This window comes from Cupriavidus sp. 05T313 (assembly GCF_056396665.1).
The window spans coordinates 1-16,653 of the sequence record NZ_JBFTLX010000060.1 but is presented as its reverse complement, the minus strand read 5'-3'; the positions used below and the strand labels follow the sequence as shown (position 1 = coordinate 16,653).

The following is a 16,653-nucleotide window of genomic DNA, read 5'->3' as shown; positions in this document are numbered from 1 at the left end:
CCTTGCATCAGAACAGGGTGGTCCTCGTTGATCGAGTCTTAGTCCTTGTGGGAGTTGGCATGAACATTCATCCCGTCATTCTCTGTGGCGGCAGTGGGACCCGTCTGTGGCCCATGTCTCGCGGTGGTTATCCGAAGCAGTACCTGAAACTTACCGGCGAAAACACGCTGGTGCAGCAGACAGCGCTACGCCTGCGAGGAATCGCGGATGTGGCCGCGCCCATCGTCATCACCAACGCGGAGCAGCGCTTCCTGGTTGCCGAACAGTTGCGCAGCGTCGACGTGACGCCGTCGTCGATCGTGCTGGAGCCGGCTGGGCGCAATACCGCACCCGCAGTGGCCGTGGGGGCGTTGCTCGCACTGAAAAAAACAGCGGAAGCACTTCTGCTCGTATTGCCTTCCGATCATGTGATTCTGGACGACAGCGTGTTCGGCAAACTGGYCATGATTGCGGCGGGCATCGCCAAGGACAGCTACCTGGTGACATTCGGCATCGAGCCGACCGAGCCGCATACCGGCTATGGCTATATCCGCCGTGGCAAAGACCTGGTTGCCGAGGATGGCGCCTACCTGGTCGAACGCTTTGTGGAGAAGCCGGACGCCGCCACGGCCAGGTGTTTCCTAGAGGAGGGTGGCTATTACTGGAACAGCGGTATGTTCATGCTGAAGGCTTCGACCTATCTGGAAGAACTGCGCTGCCACGAGCCGGAAATTCTGCGCCAGGCGGAACTTGCCGTGGAGGCCGGCAAGCGCGATGCAGACTTCCTGCGGCTTGACCCCGAGGCGTTCAGTGCCAGCCCGAATGTGTCGATCGACTATGCGGTAATGGAAAAGACCGAGCGGGCCGCGGTAGTGACCGCGGCTGGCCTGGGCTGGAACGATATCGGCTCGTGGACGGCGCTGGCCGATATCGCTGCTCCCGACGACAGCGGTAACGCGTTCTTCGGCGATGTGTTGAGCGAGGACGTAAGCAATACCTATGTGCGCGCGGAGCATCGCATGGTCGCCGCTGTTGGCGTGAAGGATCTGGTGATTGTGGAAACAGCCGATGCCATCCTGATCTCGCACCGCGACAAGGCACAAGACGTTAAGAAGATCGTCGAGCAGTTGAATCGCTCGGGCCGGCGGGAGTCGGTCACGCACCGGAAGGTCTTCCGCCCCTGGGGCTCGTATGAAGGCATCGACCAGGGTGATCGCTTCCAGGTCAAGCGCATCGTGGTCAAGCCGGGCTCGTCGCTCAGTTTGCAGATGCATCACCATCGGGCGGAGCATTGGATCGTCGTGCGCGGAACCGCCAAGGTTTTCAATGGGGACGAGGTGCTGTTGCTCTCGGAAAACCAGTCAACCTATATTCCGCTCGGCGTCACGCACCGGCTGGAAAATCCTGGCAAAATTCCGCTCGAATTGATTGAGGTCCAGTCCGGTTCTTATCTTGGCGAAGACGACATAGTGCGCTTCCAGGATCACTACGGGCGCGTCCAGTGATTGTGAGTGATTGAGGTAAGGGCTGGTCCCGCTCCGATGTCATCCGACATCTGATCGCCAGGCCAGTCAGTACCAGGTTTCGGAAGCTGCAATGTTCATGGTTTCAGCGTCTGCTGGTCGACGACGGGACCGAGTCGCACAGGAGCGGCATCAAGCATGAGGTCGCGGCGTTCACGGAGTCCAGCGAAGCGGTTCCTGACGTTGCCTGGAAGGCCATGCTGGATGCATGGTACGAGAGCGGAGAAGGGCAGGTTGTCCTTCTCGACTTGTTCGGCCGGCTCTGGGCGAAGATGGAGGATATCTCGCAGTGGGCCATGCCCGCGCACGACCGCCGCCACCCCATGTACAAGGTGCCGGCGAGTTCGATCGAGTATATCCAGGCAGAACGCGTCCGCGGGTATGAGCGGGTTGGTGTTTTCGGTGCGCTGCTTCACAATCAGGGTCGTTGGGCGGAGGAGCGTATTTTTGTAGGGCCCCGGCGGGGGGACTCCACGCCCGGCTGGTTTTTTTGCTGGCTCAGGAGTTGATGGCACTTGCCGATTCCCCCGAGTTGCGGAATCAGGTCTTGCGCGCGGTGGCGCAGCATACAAAGGGCGCGGTCCCGGCTGATCCGATGGTGACCAAGCCGACTGTATCTCCAGACCGGGATCAGTTGTATGGCGTGGAGATCATTCTCAGATTGATGCACCATCTGCCGAAAGATGCAGGAGAGTTGGCGACGATGCTTCCCCCGGCGCACGAGAGATCATCCGTCCTGGATTGTCTCATGCACATCTGGGAGAACCTCCTGCCTGGGCCTCTCTTCTCCCGCCGGGATCACGTCGACAGGCTGCGCGGTATCCTCGGCACCTTCATTTTGATGGCGGAGGACCGCGAATCCAGTCAAGCCCGACTTGCTAAGGTGCGTTTCGCCAAACTGCCGGGTGGTTTCCCCTTTGAGGGGGCCTGCGCAAGCGCGGAGAGGTTTCGGCTAGCTGCCTAGCTTCGCTTGCGCACACGATGCAAACGTTCTTTGTAGCACCAAACCTGGCTCCCGGCGAGCGATTCATGACGGCAGCGCTCGCCAAGGCGGAAGCCAAACCGTCGCGCCGGAACAGGCCGGGCCGGTCGCGGGTGCCCAACCTCGCGAAATTCAGAGCATCCCAGTCCGCGAGGCATGCATGGGAATAGAAGAACCATTTTCGCTCCCCTCAAAACCCAAACACCCGCACCCCCACCGAAGCCAACCCATAATACTTATCCAACCGGCTAGCCGTAGCCGCGTTATACAAAAGCGGCACATACCCAACAAAGCTGTTCTGAAACCCCTGCACCCGCAGGAAGATTTCAAAGTGCTTCACGGGCGCATACGAAAGCTCAAGCCCGACCGTCTGGTTGAAACGCACCTGCGGCATACCATAGTTGCTGAGCCGGTCGTCGATTCCATTGCGAAAGAGGTATTGAAAATGGTAGCCCGCCATTACGCCGAAGTGATTATATTCCCAGCGCCACGAGCCGCCAATCGCCAGGAAGGGCGCCGTGTAATGGAAGTCGCGGCTGACATCGACGCCATACTGGCTGGCGTTGGCTGAGAGTTGGAGGTTGCTCACTGTAGCGCGGCCAATCCGACAGGGATTCATGAGGGTCGCGGTAGCCATGTTGTTCGATCCTGCTTGCACATTGAAGCTGCAGTTGCCTTGCTGGTATGTTCCGTGGAAGTCGCCGGCCGTCACCCAGCTGAAGCCGCCGGTGATAAAGGCACTAAGCAAGTTGCGCTCCCACAGCCTGCCTGAATAGATCAGGTCTGCTTGTGCTTGCACGTCGTTGGGGTGCGCGATGCTGACGTTGCTGAATTTGGTTCCATTGATCCGGGTCGTCGTACTGCTCGCCAGACCGCTGGAGTAATCACCCCAGGCGGAGAGTTTTAGCGTCAAATTGCGTTCGCCCTCGGGGGCAACCAGGATGCCGTAGTGCACGGCCAACTGCCAGCTATTGATGTTGTCGGTATCTTTCTCAAACTTGAGATTGCGCCGCCAGTAGGTGGCCTCCACCGACCATGTCGGGGAAAACTTGTAGCCGATAGCCAGGCGGCCACCGCTATAGTCGCCGGTGCGGTCGACGGTATCCTTATGATCGCGCAGGTTGAAGACGTCGAGCGTCTTGTTGAAGGCGTCGTAGCTGGATTCGACTCGCAAGCCGCTCGGGTTTCCGGTAATGGGCTCCGCCTGCAGGAATTCGTCTTCCATGGCGGCGCTGACTTGGCTGGATAACAGCGCGGCCCCGATGGCAACGGCGAGGCAATCCGCGCGCGCGCGGTGTATCGTGCGGCTGGAAGCCATACTATCCCCCCGGTGTTGGCTTTTACCTTTTTCGCGGATGGCCCGGCACGCAGGAGCCCGCGCTTTGTGTTTTCACTTTAGTGCCTTTCGCCTCGGCGTCGAGGGATCCGAGGGCGGGGAGTGTTTGCCAGCGCACGTAGATTGGTTCCAGGGGATCACCGAAGACCGAAATGGCGGGAGCCCGGGCGGCCATTGGCTTTGTAGTCCTGCACCCGATAGTCCGCCGCCGCTCAGTTCGCTAAACTACCTGCCGTGAGGGCCAGACTCGCGGCCCCATCAGGCCCGCAAAGCCGCCCCGGAGCGGCGCGGGCCGGCCAGGCCGCGCCCCCCTACCAGGAGCTTTTCAGATGCAGAAAACCATTCGTCTTTCTCCCGGCGCGCTGGCTGCGCGCGCCGCCGCCGCCGTCATGCTTGCCGCGGCCMTGGGCGCTTGCACCACATCGCCCGCGCCGGATTCGCCCGGCGCCGGGGTCAGCCTGAACCAGGCGCAGACCGGCGGCCCCAGCCGCTGGGAGCTGGTGCGCTGGCAGCAGGCCGACGGCACGCTCAAGCCCATCCCGCACGGCGATAACGGCGAGCCGATCATCTTTGAATTCAATAGCGGCATCGATTCGGCGCAAGGCACCGTCAGCGGGTACAGCGGCTGCAATCGCTTTACCGGCGGCTACGGCAAGACGGCAACGGGCATGCGTTTCGACCGGCTGGCTGGCACGCGCATGGCCTGCGTGCCGCCGCGCGGCGATCTGGAGTCCGCGCTGCTCAAGGCCATGCAGTCGCCSTTYACKACSGTSGGCACGCAGCCGTCSGCCGGSKCSACGGGRCGCCAGATCATCTGGAAGACSGCYGACGGCGACCTGYTGCAATTCRTCGARCGSGWAGGCGTGGGCMRGCGCGGCGCCAGGCTGGATGCGCAGGCAGCGGCCGGCGGCGTCGAGAAGACGGTGTACGTGGATTCGCAGCGGGTGGAGTGCTCGGGCGTGGGCCGGCAGACGTGCTATCGCGTGCGCGACAACCCCAGTGCGCCGTGGACGCTCTGGTATGGCCCGATCGAGGGACTGGATTTCGAGCCGGGCATCGCATACACCTTGCGCGTGCGCGAGACGCGGGTGGAGAACCCGCCGGCGGACGCTTCGGCTATCCGATGGCAGTTGTTGAGCGTGGAGTCCCGTACGCGGGCCAACTGAGCGGCGCCAGGACGCTGGGCCAGCAAGCAAAACGCCGCGGTCGAAGCCGCGGCGTTTCTGTTTCGAGCGAATACCGGTTGGCCGGCGGCCGTCCGCTATTCACATTCAGCTGCGCGGCGCTGGCGCTCCGGCGATGGCTTCCTTGCGCGTGGCAGTGCGCTTTGCCGCTGGCGGTGCACCGGCGGGCGATGCCGTGCCGAGCTTTACCTTGTCCGGCAACTTGTACATCGAGCCCGGCGCCGAGGTCAGCAGCGTGTTGATCTGCACGACATCGTCCTCGGTCAGCGCGCCCGTCGCGGCCTTGAGGCGCAGCCCGTTCATGATGGTGTCGTAGCGCGCCTTGGCCAGGTCGCGGCGGGTGGAGAACAGCTGCGCCTCGGCGTTCAGCACATCGATATTGATGCGCACGCCCACTTCATAGCCGAGCTGGTTGGATTCCACCGCGCTCTGCGCCGAATGCTCGGCGGCTTCCAGTGCCTTGACCTGCGCCAGGCCGTTGGACACGCCCGAGTAGGTCTGCCGCGCGTTCTGGGCGGCGGTGCGGCGCGCGAACTCGAGGTCGCTGGCGGCCTTGTCGGCCAGTGCCGCGGTCTCGCGCACGCGCGACTGGATCTGGCCGCCGCTGTAAATCGGCACGTTCAGTTGCACGCCGATCTGGGCGCTGTTGTAGCGGCTGGAAATATTGACCTGCTGCGTGGCATTGCCGGTGGAGTTGACGAAGCCATAGGACGCTACGAGGTCGACCGTGGGCAGGTGGCCGGCGCGCGCCTTGTTGTACTCGCGCTGCGCCGTGTCGAGGTTGTAGCGGGCCAGGCCCACTTGCGGATTGGTGTTCTCGGCCTGGCTGGCCCAGGTGTTCACATCGGCCGGCTGCGGACCGGGAAGGGGGGCGGCGGGGCGCAATCCCAGCAGTTCGTCGACCGGCTTGCTGGTGATCTGCTGCAGGTTGGCGCGCCGGATTTCGAGGTCGCTCTGCGCCGCGATTTCGGTCGAGGTGGCGAGATCGTAGCGGGCCTGCGCATCGTTGGCGTCGGTGATGGTGGCGGTGCCGACCTCGAAGTTGCGCTTGGCCTGCGCCAACTGCTCGCCGATTGCCTTCTTCTGCGCGCCGGCCAGGTAGAGGTTGTCCTGCGCGGCCAGCACGTCGAAGTAGGCTTGCGAAGTGCGGGTGATCAGGTCGAGCTGTGCCTGGCTGAAGGTGACCTCGCCAGCCAGCGCTGCCAGTTCGCCCTGCTTGTAGGTCTCCCAGCGATCCCAGCGGAACAACGGCTGGACCAGTTGCAGCGTCCAGTTATTGTTGTTGATGAAGCGGTCCGCCACGAACGGCACGGTCTGGTCGATGTTGGTGCGCGTGGCGCCGAGCGTGCCGTTGATCTGCGGCAGCAGGCCGGAGCGTCCCTGCGGGAGCTTTTCCAGGGTGGCCGTCAGTTGCGAACGCGCGCTGGCGAACTGCGCATCGTTGGCTTGCGCGTCGCGGTAGACCTGGAGCAGGTCGGCGCCATGCGCAGCCGGCAGTTGCAGCAGCGCAAGCAGGGAACCCGTCAGTGCCAGGCGCGTCTTGGGCACGCCCCGCGCAGGGAAAAGCGCAAACCTCATGACATCTCCAGTCTGCCGGGCACCGGGCGCGCGGCTAACGTTTCTAACGATCAGCGTTCTAGGGAATCGGCGCCGCGGGAAGCCGGCGCCCTGGGATTGATGCTTGTGCTGCTGCTAGTGCTGCTAGTGCTGGTGATGCTCAGTACTTCGGCATCGCCGGGTCGACCTGCTCGGACCAGGCGTGCACGCCGCCGGTCAGGTTGTAGACCTTGGCAAATCCTTGCCGCTCGAGGAAGCTGGCCACCTGCATGCTGCGCGCGCCGTGATGGCAGATGCAGACGATATCGGCATCCTCATCGAGCTCGGCGGCGCGTGCCGGGATCTGGCCCATCGGGATATGGGTGATGCCGGGCATGGCGCAGGTCTGCACTTCCCAGCCTTCGCGTACGTCGAGCAGCACCGGCTGTGCGCGGCCGGTGTCGGCCAGCCAATGTGCCAGTTCGGGGGCGTTGATTAACTGCATGTCCTGGGTCCCGCTCAGAAGTGAAAGCGTGAAGGCTGCTCGGCGCCGATCAGCGGCGTGACGGCAGTCTCGAACAGGTTGACCGTCTTGTACTCGGTCTCGCTGACGCGCGTGATGATCTGGGCCTCCATGGCCGGCAGGGCGCCGACGAACGCGGCGATGCGCCCGCCAACCTTGACTTGCGACAGGATGAACGCCGGCACCGAGGGCAGCGCGCCCGAGATGCAGATCACGTCGTAAGGCGCGCTGGCGGCCCAGCCGGCGGCGGCATTGCCTTCGGCCACGTCGACATTGGTTACGCCAGCGTCGGCCAGGTTCTTGCGGGCCAGCGCGGCCAGTTCCGGCAGGATGTCCACGGTCAGCACGTGGCGCGCGCGGTGTGCCAGCAGGGCGGCCATGTAGCCGGAGCCGGCGCCGATCTCAAGCACTTGTTCGTGCTTGCGCACGGCCAGGTCTTGCAGGATGCGGGCTTCCACGCGCGGGGCCAGCATGTTCTGGCCGCCCGGCAGCGGGATTTCCATGTCGACGAAGGCCAGCGCGGCGTAGGCCTGCGGCACGAACTGTTCCCGCTTGACCACCGCCAGCAGGTCCAGGATTTCCTGATCCAGCACATCCCACGGGCGGATTTGCTGTTCGATCATGTTGAATCGGGCTTTCTCGAGATCCATCTTGCCATTCCTTCCAATGCCAACCGCTAATCAGTTCTGAATTCCGGCCGCGCGGTGCCAGGGCCGGGGAAATCCGTCAAACCTGAGATTTTAACTCTTCGTCAAGGCAGTTGCCCAAGCGCGTGGCCCCGGGTGTGGCCTGCATGCCGCAGTCTGGCCAGGGCCACGGCATTCCGGGTATCCGCCGGCGCAGCCTCATTCCGCACTCGCTGGCCCGTGGGCGGGCGCATCGGCCGCCCGCGGCGCGGCGGCGCGGGCGGGAGCCGCCTCCTTGCCACGCCACAGCCGGCCCAGCCAGGCGCCGAAATCGTCCAGGTACGTATAGATCACCGGCACCACCACCAGGGTCAGGATCGACGAGGTGATGATGCCGCCGATCACCGTCTGGCCCATCGGCGCGCGCTGCTCCGCGCCTTCGCCCAGGCTGAAGGCGAGCGGCACCATGCCGAAGATCATGGCCAGCGTGGTCATCAGGATCGGCCGCAGCCGCACGCGTGCGGCGGCCACCAGCGCCGCCTCGCGCGACATCGGCGGCTGGCCGTCGGTGCCGCGCCGGGCCTGGTTGGCAAAGTCGATCAGCAGGATGGCGTTCTTGGTCACCAGCCCCATCAGCATGATGAAACCGATGATGGAGAACATGTTCAGCGTGGAGCGGAACAGCAGCAGCGCCGCGAACACGCCGATCAGCGTGAGCGGCAGCGAGGTCATGATGGCGATGGGCTGGAAGAAGCTGGCGAACTGCGAGGCCAGGATCATGTAGATAAAGATCACCGCCAGCGCCAGCGCCGATACCGCGAAGCCGAACGATTCGTTCATCGATTTGGTGGAACCGCCGAAGCGATACTTGTAGCCCGCCGGCCAGTTCATGCCGTCCAGCACCGTCTTGACCTCGCGCGCGACCTCGCCCTGCGAGCGCCCCGCTGTATTGGCGGTCAGTTCCACTTCGCGGTTGAGGTCGCGCCGGCTGATCTGGTTGGCGCCGGTGGTGGGCACCAGTTCGGCGATCTGGCGCAGCGGCACCATGCGCGGCGAGCCGTCGGTGTTGGTCTGGTTGCTGGCGATCATCAGCGCGCTGAGGTCGGCCATGCCGGTGCGCGCGTCCTTGGGCAGGCGCACGCGTACGTCGTAATTCTGATCGTCGGGAGCGCGCCAGGAACTGATGGCGTCGCCGGCCAGCAGCGGGCGCAGCGCGTTGCCGATCTGGACAATGCCCACGCCCAGGTCGGACGCCAGCTCGCGGCGGATGCGTACTTCCACCGTAGGGCGGTCGTCCTTCATGCTGGAATCCAGGTCGGTCAGGCCGCGCACCGCGGCCATGCGCCGGCTGGCCTCCACCGACAGGCGCCGCAGCGTTTCCAGGTCATCGCCCTGGATCGACACCTGCAGCGCCTTCTGTCCGCCGGCGCCATCGGGCATGCCGACCATGGTCAGCGTGATGCCGGCGATGCCCGCCAGCCGCTCGCGGATCATCGGGTTGAGTTGCGTGGTGGTGAGCTTGCGCGCGCGGCGCTCGATCAGGCGTACCGAGACCAGCGCGTTGTTGCGCCCGGAGGTGTTGCCCGAGTTGATGGTGGCATAGGTGTAGGCCACTTCGGGGAAGGTCTTGAGCGCGGCTTCCACCTGCCTGACCTTGGCTTCGGTGACCGCCAGCGAGGTACCCACCGGCGTGGTGAAGCCCACCTGCGTTTCGCCGAGGTCGGCGGCGGGCACGAACTCGGTGCCGATCAGCGGCACCAGCGCGAAGCTGCCGAAGAACGTCACCACGGCAATGATGGCCGTGGCGATCCGGTGCTTGAGCGCCCAGCCCAGCATCGACCCATAGCCGTGGCCGAGCGCATCCATGCGCGCCGAGAACCAGTCCAGCATGCGGCCCACGGTACGGCCGTACAGGCTCTTCTTGTTGCCGGTGCCGTGCAGGTCCGGGTCATGCCAGACCGAGGACAGCATCGGGTCCAGCGTGAAAGAGACAAACATGGAAATCAGCACCGCCGCCACCACGGTCACGCCGAACTGGTGGAAGAAGCGGCCGATGATGCCACCCATGAAGCCCACCGGCAGGAACACCGCGACGATGGAGAACGTGGTGGCCAGCACCGCCAGCCCGATCTCGTTGGTGCCGTCCAGCGCCGCTGTACGGTGGTCCTTGCCCATCAGGTTATGGCGCACGATGTTCTCGCGCACCACGATGGCATCGTCGATCAGCAGGCCCACGCACAGCGACAGCGCCATCAGCGTAATCACGTTGAGCGTGAAGCCGAACATGTACATCACGCCGAAGGTGCCGATCAGCGCGATCGGCAAGGTCAGCCCGGTAATCACCGTGCTGCGCCAGGAGCCGAGGAACAGGAAGACGATCGCCACCGTCAGGAAGGCGCCTTCGAGCAGGGTGGAGCGGACTTCCTTGACACTGCTGCGGATGCCGCGCGCGGCGTCGTTGACCACGGTGAGCTGCACGCCGGCGGGCACCAGCTTGCGTACCTCGTCGGTCATCTTGATCAGGCCGTCGACGGTATCCACGGTGTTCTGGCCCTGCGCCTTCACCACCGCCAGGAACAGCGCGCGCTTGCCGTCCAGCATGGCCAGGCTCTCCTGCTCCTCCTCACCGTCGCGCACGTCGGCGACCTGTTCCAGCGTGACTGGCTGGCCGGCTCGCCGGGCCACGATGATGTGGCGGAAGTCGTCCGGCGAGATGACGCGCCCCTTGATCTGTACCACCGTCTCGGTGGAGGAGGAGCGCAACTCGCCGGCAGGCAGTTCCTGGTTTTCGTTGCGGATGGCGTCCATCACCTGGTTCACGCCAATGCCGAGCGCCTCCAGCTGGGCCGGCCGGATGCGGATCTCTACCTCGCGCTTGGTACCGCCAACCAGGCTGATGGCGCCCACGCCGCGCACCGTCTCCAGCCGCTTGCGCACGATCTGGTCGGCAATGGTGGTCAGCTCGCGCTGCGTGCGCTCGGCGCCCGGCGCATTCGACACCGACAGGTAGAACACCGGCGCCTCTGACGGGTCGTAGCGCAGCACGCGCGGGTCTTTCACCTCGTCGCGGAACTGCGGGCGGATCAGCGCGATCTTGTCGCGCACGTCCTGCGCGGCCTGGCCAACGTCCACGGTCAGGTCGAACTTGATCACCACCACCGAGTTGCCCTGGTAGGAGTGCGAGAAGATCTCGTCGATGCCGGAAATGGTGTTGACGATCTCCTCGATCTTGCGGGTGACATCCGATTCGACCGATTCCGGCGCGGCGCCAGGGTACTCGGTCTGCACCACCACGATCGGGAAGGTGATGTCCGGGAACTGGTCGACCGGCAGGCGCTGGTAGGAGAACAGGCCGATGACGACGAAGGCCATCATCATCATGGTGGCCAGCACGGGGTTATGGATGGACAGGCGGGTGAACCACATGGGGGGCTCCTACGCCTTGACCAGCTTGACGCGGCTGCCCGCGCGCAGGGTGCCGAGATTGTTGCGCACCACCTTGGCGCCGGCGGCCAGGCCGCTGGCGATCTCCACCAGCCCGTTCTCGTCGTCGCGGATGCCCAGCGTGACCTGGCGCTCTGCCAGCACGTCGTTTTCCACGCTGTAGACGAAGGCGCGCTCGCCATCGCTGCGCACCGCCGTGGCGGGCACCGCCACCACGCCGGCATGGCGGCCGAGCACCAGCGCGCCCTGGGCGAACATGCCCGCGCGCAGGCGCGCGTCCGGGTTGTCGACCCGCACATAGACCATGATGCTGCGCGTGCCCTGGCTGACCGCGGGGTTGATGCGCACCAGCTTGCCCTCGAAACGGCCGCTGCCTTCCACGTCAAGCTGCACGGCCTGGCCGATGGCGGCACGCGCCACGTCGGCCATCGGGATCGGCGCCTCCAGTTCCAGTGCGCGCAAGTCCACCACGTCGATCAGGCGGGTGTCGGGTGATACCTTCTCGCCCGGCTGCACCGCGCGCGCGRCCACCAGGCCGTCCAGCGGCGCCTTGACGATCGTATCGGCGAGCGCTTTTTGCGCCACTTCCAGGCCGCCCTGGGCGGCATCGAGGTTGGCGCGCGCCACGTCCAGGTTGCTCTGGAAATTGTCGAAGGCGGTCTTGGAGATAAAGCCCTTGGCCACCAGTTCGCGGTTGCGCTCGAAGGTCTGTTTCGAATTCTCGTACTGGCCGCGCGCCGCCAGCATCTGCCCGCGCGCCTGCGCTACCTTGGCCTGGTATTCGGTAGCATCGATGCGCACGATGACCTGGCCGGCACGCACGGCTTCACCCTCGCGCACCAGCACCTGCTGCACCTCGCCCGAGACCTTGGCTTTGACCGAAGCCTGGTTGAGCGCCCGCAAGCCACCGGACAGCGGCAGCGAAACGCGCAGGTCCTGCGTGGTGGCATCGACCAGGTCGGACTGCAGGAATTCCACCAGGCCGGGCGCGGCGGCCCCCTGGGCAGTGGCTTGCGCCGGGGCCGCGCCCGGCTTGCCATTGCCTGCCTTGCGGACCGCGGCAGCGGCGCTCAGCACGCCGATCACGGCAATGGCGGCAATCGCAACGATCAGGATCTTCTTGCGTCGGGTCATGCGGTCTCCGGCGGCCGCGCCGGGGGATCCCGCGCGTCCTGCTGCCCCTGCGCTTGTGCAAGGGCTTCTTGTTGTTCTTTTCGTATTTGCTCCCAGACGTAGGGGCCAACCTGGGGCGGCAGCGGCGTATCGCGCGCCGCGCCGGTGGTCAGGCCGAACAGCAACATCTGGAGCAGGTTGTCGAGGAAAGCCTCGGGGTCGATCTCGATGCGCGACGACGCGCTGAACGCGCGCTGCCAAAGCATCAGGAACATCAGCGGCGCGCAGATCAGCGTTGTGGTCGGGTTGGCCGGCGTCTCGCGCAACTCGCCACGCTCCACGCCGCGCTTGAGCACGCGCGCGAACAGTTCGTCACCCGGCAGCACCACTTCCTCATGGTAGAACTGCGCGATGTCGGGGAAGTTGCTGGACTCGGCCATGATCAGTTTGGTCAGGCCGGCTACCGGCGTGGCCCCGATCAGGCCCCACCAGCCGCGCAGCAACTCGCGGAGCAACGCCGGCGTGGAACCCTGGTAGTTCTCCACCAGGTCGATGCCCCTGGTCAGTGTTGGCACCAGGTTCTCGCGCACCACGGTCTTGAACAGCTCTTCCTTATTGGCGAAATACAGATACACCGTGCCCTTGGACACGCCTGCCGCGGCGGCAACATCCTCCAGCCGCGTGGCCGCATAGCCGCGCTGGACGAAAAGCTCAAGCGCGGCGGCCACCAGTTCCTGCGGGCGTGCGGCTTTGCGGCGAGCCCAACGTTTGGTGTTTGCCGCTTCCTGATTCTGGTCTGGAGACTTTTTCACTGTGCCGCTGCGCACCGATGCCGGCGCGTTCCGCGAGAATTGCAGATAAATAACTCTTGGGTCAGTAATGTAGTAGACGCGATTCCGGCGGTCAAGCGTGCCGGCAATCCATGGCACTGCCGGTGCCAAAGCGTGAAGGAGGGGGCTCGGGTTGGGGCACAATACGGGGCTGCCGGGCGATGCCTGCCCTGAACCTTTGCCATGCCCCTTCAGTCTGAACTTTCCTGCCGGCCAGATTGTGGCGCTTGTTGCACCGCGCCCTCGATCACTTCGCCCATCCCCGGCATGCCATACGGCAAGCCGGCCGGCGTACCCTGCGTGCAGCTGCTGCCAGACCGGCGCTGCGCGATTTTCGGCAAACCCACGCGGCCGGCGTTTTGCGCCGGACTGAAGCCCGCGGCCGACATGTGCGGCGACTCGCGTGTGCATGCGCTGGCATGGTTGTCGCAGCTAGAGGCCGCTACCGCGCCCGGCCATGCCGGTTAAACCCGCAAGGATCAAACAGATGTTCAAAATGACTCGCCGGCGTTGGCTGGCAGCAAGCGRTGCCGCCGCGCTCCTCGCGGGACTCGCCGCTTGCGGTGTGATGAGCAACGACTACACCTTCTCGCAGAGCCAGTTGCAATCGGCGCTGGAGCGCAAGTTTCCTTTCAACAAGCGTTATATGGAGCTGTTCGACATCCAGCTCGCCAACCCGCAGCTCACGCTGGATCCCGGCCGCAACCGCGTCAACGTACAGTTCGATGCCACCGTGGACAACCGGCTGTTCTTCCGCCAGCCGCTGACCGGGCGCTTCGCGCTGGACAGCGGCCTGCGCTACGATCCGGCCAGCCGCGCGGTCGTGCTGCAGGATCCGCAGGTCCAGCAGTTCGACGTCAATGGCCTGCCGCCGCAGTTCTCGCGCCAGCTCAATGCGCTCGGCGGCATCCTCGCGGAACAATTGCTGCAGGACTACCCGCTCTATACCTTCCGCCCCGACGAGCTGCGCCTTGCCGGCGCGAGTGTCGAGCCCGGTACAATCACCGTTTTGCCCAATGGGATCAACGTCAAGATCAATCGGCCATAAGGACAAGCGGCGCGCTGCGTGAGAGGTATTTGCCTTGCACACGGTAGCGTCATGCTCGTGGTTGATAGTGGTGGTTCCCTATGTGTGAGACCGTAAGGGTACTCATTTTCTTTTCTTCGCCTCGCCTTCGTTTTCCTTCGCTCTCCCAATAAGAATGGATATTGCTCTCGCCTTGAAAGCCGTGATCCTCGGCATCGTCGAAGGACTGACCGAGTTCCTGCCTATCTCCAGTACCGGCCACCTGATCCTGGCCGGCCAGTTGCTCGACTTCAACGATGAAAAGGGCAAGATTTTTGAGATCGTGATCCAGTTCGGCGCCATCCTTGCGGTGTGCTGGGAGTTCCGTCGCCGTATCACCACCGTGGTGGGCGGACTGGCCACCGATGAAAAAGCGCGGCGCTTCGCCATCAACGTCATCGTCGCCACCGTGCCGGCGATCGTGCTGGCGCTTGTGTTCGGCAAGTGGATCAAGGCTCACCTGTTCAACCCGATCACCGTGGCGACCGCGTTTATCGTCGGCGGCGTGGTAATTCTGTGGGCCGAGTGGCGTGAAAACCACCGGGGCCGGGTATCCCATCCGCAAGGCAACGCCTTGCTGAAGGCTGCCCAGGCCGGGGCGCCGCGCATCGAATCCGTCGATGACCTGAACTGGCGCGATGCGATCAAGGTCGGGCTGGCTCAATGCTTCGCCCTGATCCCCGGCACCTCGCGTTCCGGCGCGACCATCATTGGCGGCATGCTGTTCGGGCTGTCGCGCCAGGTGGCTACCGAGTTCTCCTTCTTCCTGGCGATCCCGGTGATCTTCGGGGCCACCGTGTACGAGCTGTACAAGTCACGCGCGCTGCTCTCCGCCGACGACCTCGGCATCTTCGGCATCGGCTTCGTCTTCGCCTTCCTGTCCGCTTTCCTGTGCGTGCGCTGGCTGTTGCGCTTTGTTGCCACCCATGATTTCAAGCCGTTCGCCTGGTACCGCATCGTCTTCGGCATCATCGTGCTGGTGACGGCTTACTCGGGCCTGGTCGCCTGGCATGCCTGATACGGGTCAGCACAAATAAAAAAGGGCGTGGCCTCATGGCCACGCCTTTTTTTGTCCCGCGCTGGCTTCAGCGCGGCCTCAGGCCCGCTTGCGGAACACCACGTCCCACACGCCATGCCCAAGGCGCACACCACGACGCTCGAACTTGGTCACCGGGCGGTAGTCCGGCCGCGGCGCGAAGCCGCCGGCTGTATCCGAGGTATTGACCAGGCCTGGCTCGCCGGAGAGCACTTCCACCATCTGGTGAGCGTATTCCTCCCAGTCGGTCGCGCAGTGCAGGTAGCCGCCCGGCTTGAGGCGGCTGGCCAGCAGCTTGACCAGCGGCGGCTGCACCAGGCGCCGCTTGTTGTGGCGCTTCTTGTGCCAGGGGTCGGGAAAGAAGATGTGCACGCCGTCCAGGCAGGATTCCGTCAGCATGTGCGCGATGACTTCGACCGCGTCGTGCGGCATGATCCGCACATTGTCGATCTCGCGCTCGCCAATCAGCTTGAGCAGGGCGCCCACGCCGGGCTCGTGCACCTCGCAGCCCAGGAAGTTGTCCTGCGGGCGCAATTGCGCGATATGCGCGGTGGTCTCGCCCATGCCGAAGCCGATTTCCAGGATCGCCGGGGCAGCGCGGCCAAAAGCAGCCTCCCAGTCGAGCGGCTGCGGGGCATACGGCAGGATGAAGCGCGGCCCCAGGTCATCGATGGCGCGCTGCTGGCCGGTGGAGGTGCGCCCGGCGCGGCGCACGAAGGAACGGATGCGGCGCGGATGCGCGACGTCCGTGCCAGTGTCGGCCGGGATGGGCGCGTTGTCAGCGTCGTCGGCTGGCGTCGGATCGGAGCTGGGGTCTTGGGGGAGCATGGCAACAAAAAAGCCGCCGGGCGGGTCCTGATCGGGCATGCGACCAGGTGGCGAAGGCGGCTCGTCTCAATCTGATGTGGAGCGGGCGATGGGAATCGAACCCACGTCTTTAGCTTGGGAAGCTAAGGTAATGGCCATTATACGACGCCCGCGAAACCGCGATTCTACGCGTGTTTCCGCGGGGAATGCAAGGGTAGGCGTTGGATGCTGCTTGCGTGGCTTATTGGCCTCGGTCTTGAGTCAGGCCGAGAGCGTGGCGTCCAGCTTGCTTGGACTCTGGCGGGCCGGATAGGCGGGGGCCGTCAGCGCGCAGGTGACCGTGTTCCTGGAGTTGTCCCGGCGTCTGGTGATCTCGCGCAGCGAGATCCAATCACGAGAAGATGCCAGCGTCAAGTGATGCTTAGTATGGCCTCGTCGATCATTCCCAACTCGCGCCCGTGCCCGAGCAGGACAGTGTTCTATACGTGGATCAACATTCGATGCAAAAACCAGCGTTACCTATTGAGACTTGTATAAATCATGACAACCGATTTGAGTCTGACGCGTTATCTGACCAAGGCGTTGATCGGGAGTCGATTGCATGGCTGGGAAGATGGACGAAGCGACCGAAAGCGGGTTCGCGCTGGACGGATGCTGTTAGCGAACAA

The 16,653-nt window shown here is 64.4% G+C and carries 14 protein-coding genes and 1 tRNA gene; 6 read left to right on the top strand and 9 right to left on the bottom strand.

Annotated elements, in window-relative coordinates:
• The first annotated feature begins 59 nt into the window (after nucleotides 1-59).
• Both AC1DKD_RS15785 and AC1DKD_RS15780 read left to right on the top strand, forming a co-directional pair.
• Complete coding sequence (locus tag AC1DKD_RS15785; RefSeq protein WP_477143440.1) at nucleotides 60-1,484, top strand: mannose-1-phosphate guanylyltransferase/mannose-6-phosphate isomerase; 1,425 nt, start codon at nucleotides 60-62, stop codon at nucleotides 1,482-1,484.
• Nucleotides 1,485-2,010: 526 nt separating this feature from the next.
• Nucleotides 2,011-2,466, top strand: coding sequence for a hypothetical protein (locus AC1DKD_RS15780; protein ID WP_477111230.1), 456 nt, complete (start codon nucleotides 2,011-2,013; stop codon nucleotides 2,464-2,466).
• 208 nt (nucleotides 2,467-2,674) lie between these two features.
• Here the strand turns inward: AC1DKD_RS15780 and AC1DKD_RS15775 are convergent, their stop codons facing one another.
• Entirely contained in the window at nucleotides 2,675-3,802 is a 1,128-nt protein-coding gene (locus tag AC1DKD_RS15775; protein WP_477111229.1) for a hypothetical protein, read from the bottom strand.
• A 347-nt stretch (nucleotides 3,803-4,149) separates the two neighbouring features.
• Between AC1DKD_RS15775 and AC1DKD_RS15770 the strand changes: the two genes are divergently transcribed.
• Nucleotides 4,150-4,986, top strand: coding sequence for an META and DUF4377 domain-containing protein (locus AC1DKD_RS15770; protein ID WP_477143439.1), 837 nt, complete (start codon nucleotides 4,150-4,152; stop codon nucleotides 4,984-4,986).
• A gap of 105 nt (nucleotides 4,987-5,091) precedes the next feature.
• Here AC1DKD_RS15770 and AC1DKD_RS15765 read toward each other — a convergent pair whose 3' ends face one another.
• From AC1DKD_RS15765 to AC1DKD_RS15740, 6 genes are all read right to left on the bottom strand, one after another.
• Nucleotides 5,092-6,582 carry a TolC family outer membrane protein gene (locus tag AC1DKD_RS15765; protein ID WP_477111227.1) on the bottom strand — a complete coding sequence of 497 codons (1,491 nt, stop codon included), beginning with the start codon at nucleotides 6,580-6,582 and terminating at the stop codon, nucleotides 5,092-5,094.
• Nucleotides 6,583-6,721: 139 nt separating this feature from the next.
• Nucleotides 6,722-7,045, bottom strand: coding sequence for a rhodanese-like domain-containing protein (locus tag AC1DKD_RS15760; protein ID WP_045235998.1), 324 nt, complete (start codon nucleotides 7,043-7,045; stop codon nucleotides 6,722-6,724).
• A gap of 14 nt (nucleotides 7,046-7,059) precedes the next feature.
• Entirely contained in the window at nucleotides 7,060-7,713 is a 654-nt protein-coding gene (locus AC1DKD_RS15755) for a protein-L-isoaspartate O-methyltransferase family protein (RefSeq protein WP_477111226.1), read from the bottom strand.
• Between the two features lie 195 nt (nucleotides 7,714-7,908).
• On the bottom strand, nucleotides 7,909-11,115 hold the full coding sequence (locus AC1DKD_RS15750) for an efflux RND transporter permease subunit (RefSeq protein ID WP_441624891.1): 3,207 nt from the start codon (nucleotides 11,113-11,115) through the stop codon (nucleotides 7,909-7,911).
• A 9-nt stretch (nucleotides 11,116-11,124) separates the two neighbouring features.
• Entirely contained in the window at nucleotides 11,125-12,267 is a 1,143-nt protein-coding gene (locus AC1DKD_RS15745; protein WP_477143438.1) for an efflux RND transporter periplasmic adaptor subunit, read from the bottom strand.
• Nucleotides 12,264-13,058 carry a TetR/AcrR family transcriptional regulator gene (locus AC1DKD_RS15740; RefSeq protein WP_477111225.1) on the bottom strand — a complete coding sequence of 265 codons (795 nt, stop codon included), beginning with the start codon at nucleotides 13,056-13,058 and terminating at the stop codon, nucleotides 12,264-12,266. The genes AC1DKD_RS15745 and AC1DKD_RS15740 overlap by 4 nt, the downstream gene beginning before the upstream one ends.
• A 201-nt stretch (nucleotides 13,059-13,259) precedes the next feature.
• Between AC1DKD_RS15740 and AC1DKD_RS15735 the strand changes: the two genes are divergently transcribed.
• The 3 genes from AC1DKD_RS15735 to AC1DKD_RS15725 all read left to right on the top strand — a co-directional run bounded on the left by AC1DKD_RS15735 (nucleotide 13,260) and on the right by AC1DKD_RS15725 (nucleotide 15,160).
• Entirely contained in the window at nucleotides 13,260-13,544 is a 285-nt protein-coding gene (locus AC1DKD_RS15735) for a YkgJ family cysteine cluster protein (RefSeq protein ID WP_477111224.1), read from the top strand.
• A gap of 19 nt (nucleotides 13,545-13,563) precedes the next feature.
• Nucleotides 13,564-14,124 (top strand): DUF1439 domain-containing protein, encoded by a 561-nt coding sequence (locus AC1DKD_RS15730; RefSeq protein WP_477143437.1) that lies wholly within the window; start codon nucleotides 13,564-13,566, stop codon nucleotides 14,122-14,124.
• 154 nt (nucleotides 14,125-14,278) lie between these two features.
• Nucleotides 14,279-15,160 (top strand): undecaprenyl-diphosphate phosphatase, encoded by an 882-nt coding sequence (locus AC1DKD_RS15725; protein ID WP_477111222.1) that lies wholly within the window; start codon nucleotides 14,279-14,281, stop codon nucleotides 15,158-15,160.
• 78 nt (nucleotides 15,161-15,238) lie between these two features.
• Here AC1DKD_RS15725 and trmB read toward each other — a convergent pair whose 3' ends face one another.
• Nucleotides 15,239-16,006: a tRNA (guanosine(46)-N7)-methyltransferase TrmB gene (gene trmB, locus AC1DKD_RS15720; RefSeq protein WP_477111221.1), complete on the bottom strand. Its 768-nt coding sequence runs from the start codon at nucleotides 16,004-16,006 to the stop codon at nucleotides 15,239-15,241.
• A 77-nt stretch (nucleotides 16,007-16,083) separates the two neighbouring features.
• A tRNA-Gly gene (locus AC1DKD_RS15715) sits at nucleotides 16,084-16,158 on the bottom strand.
• Between the last annotated feature and the right edge of the window lie 495 nt (nucleotides 16,159-16,653).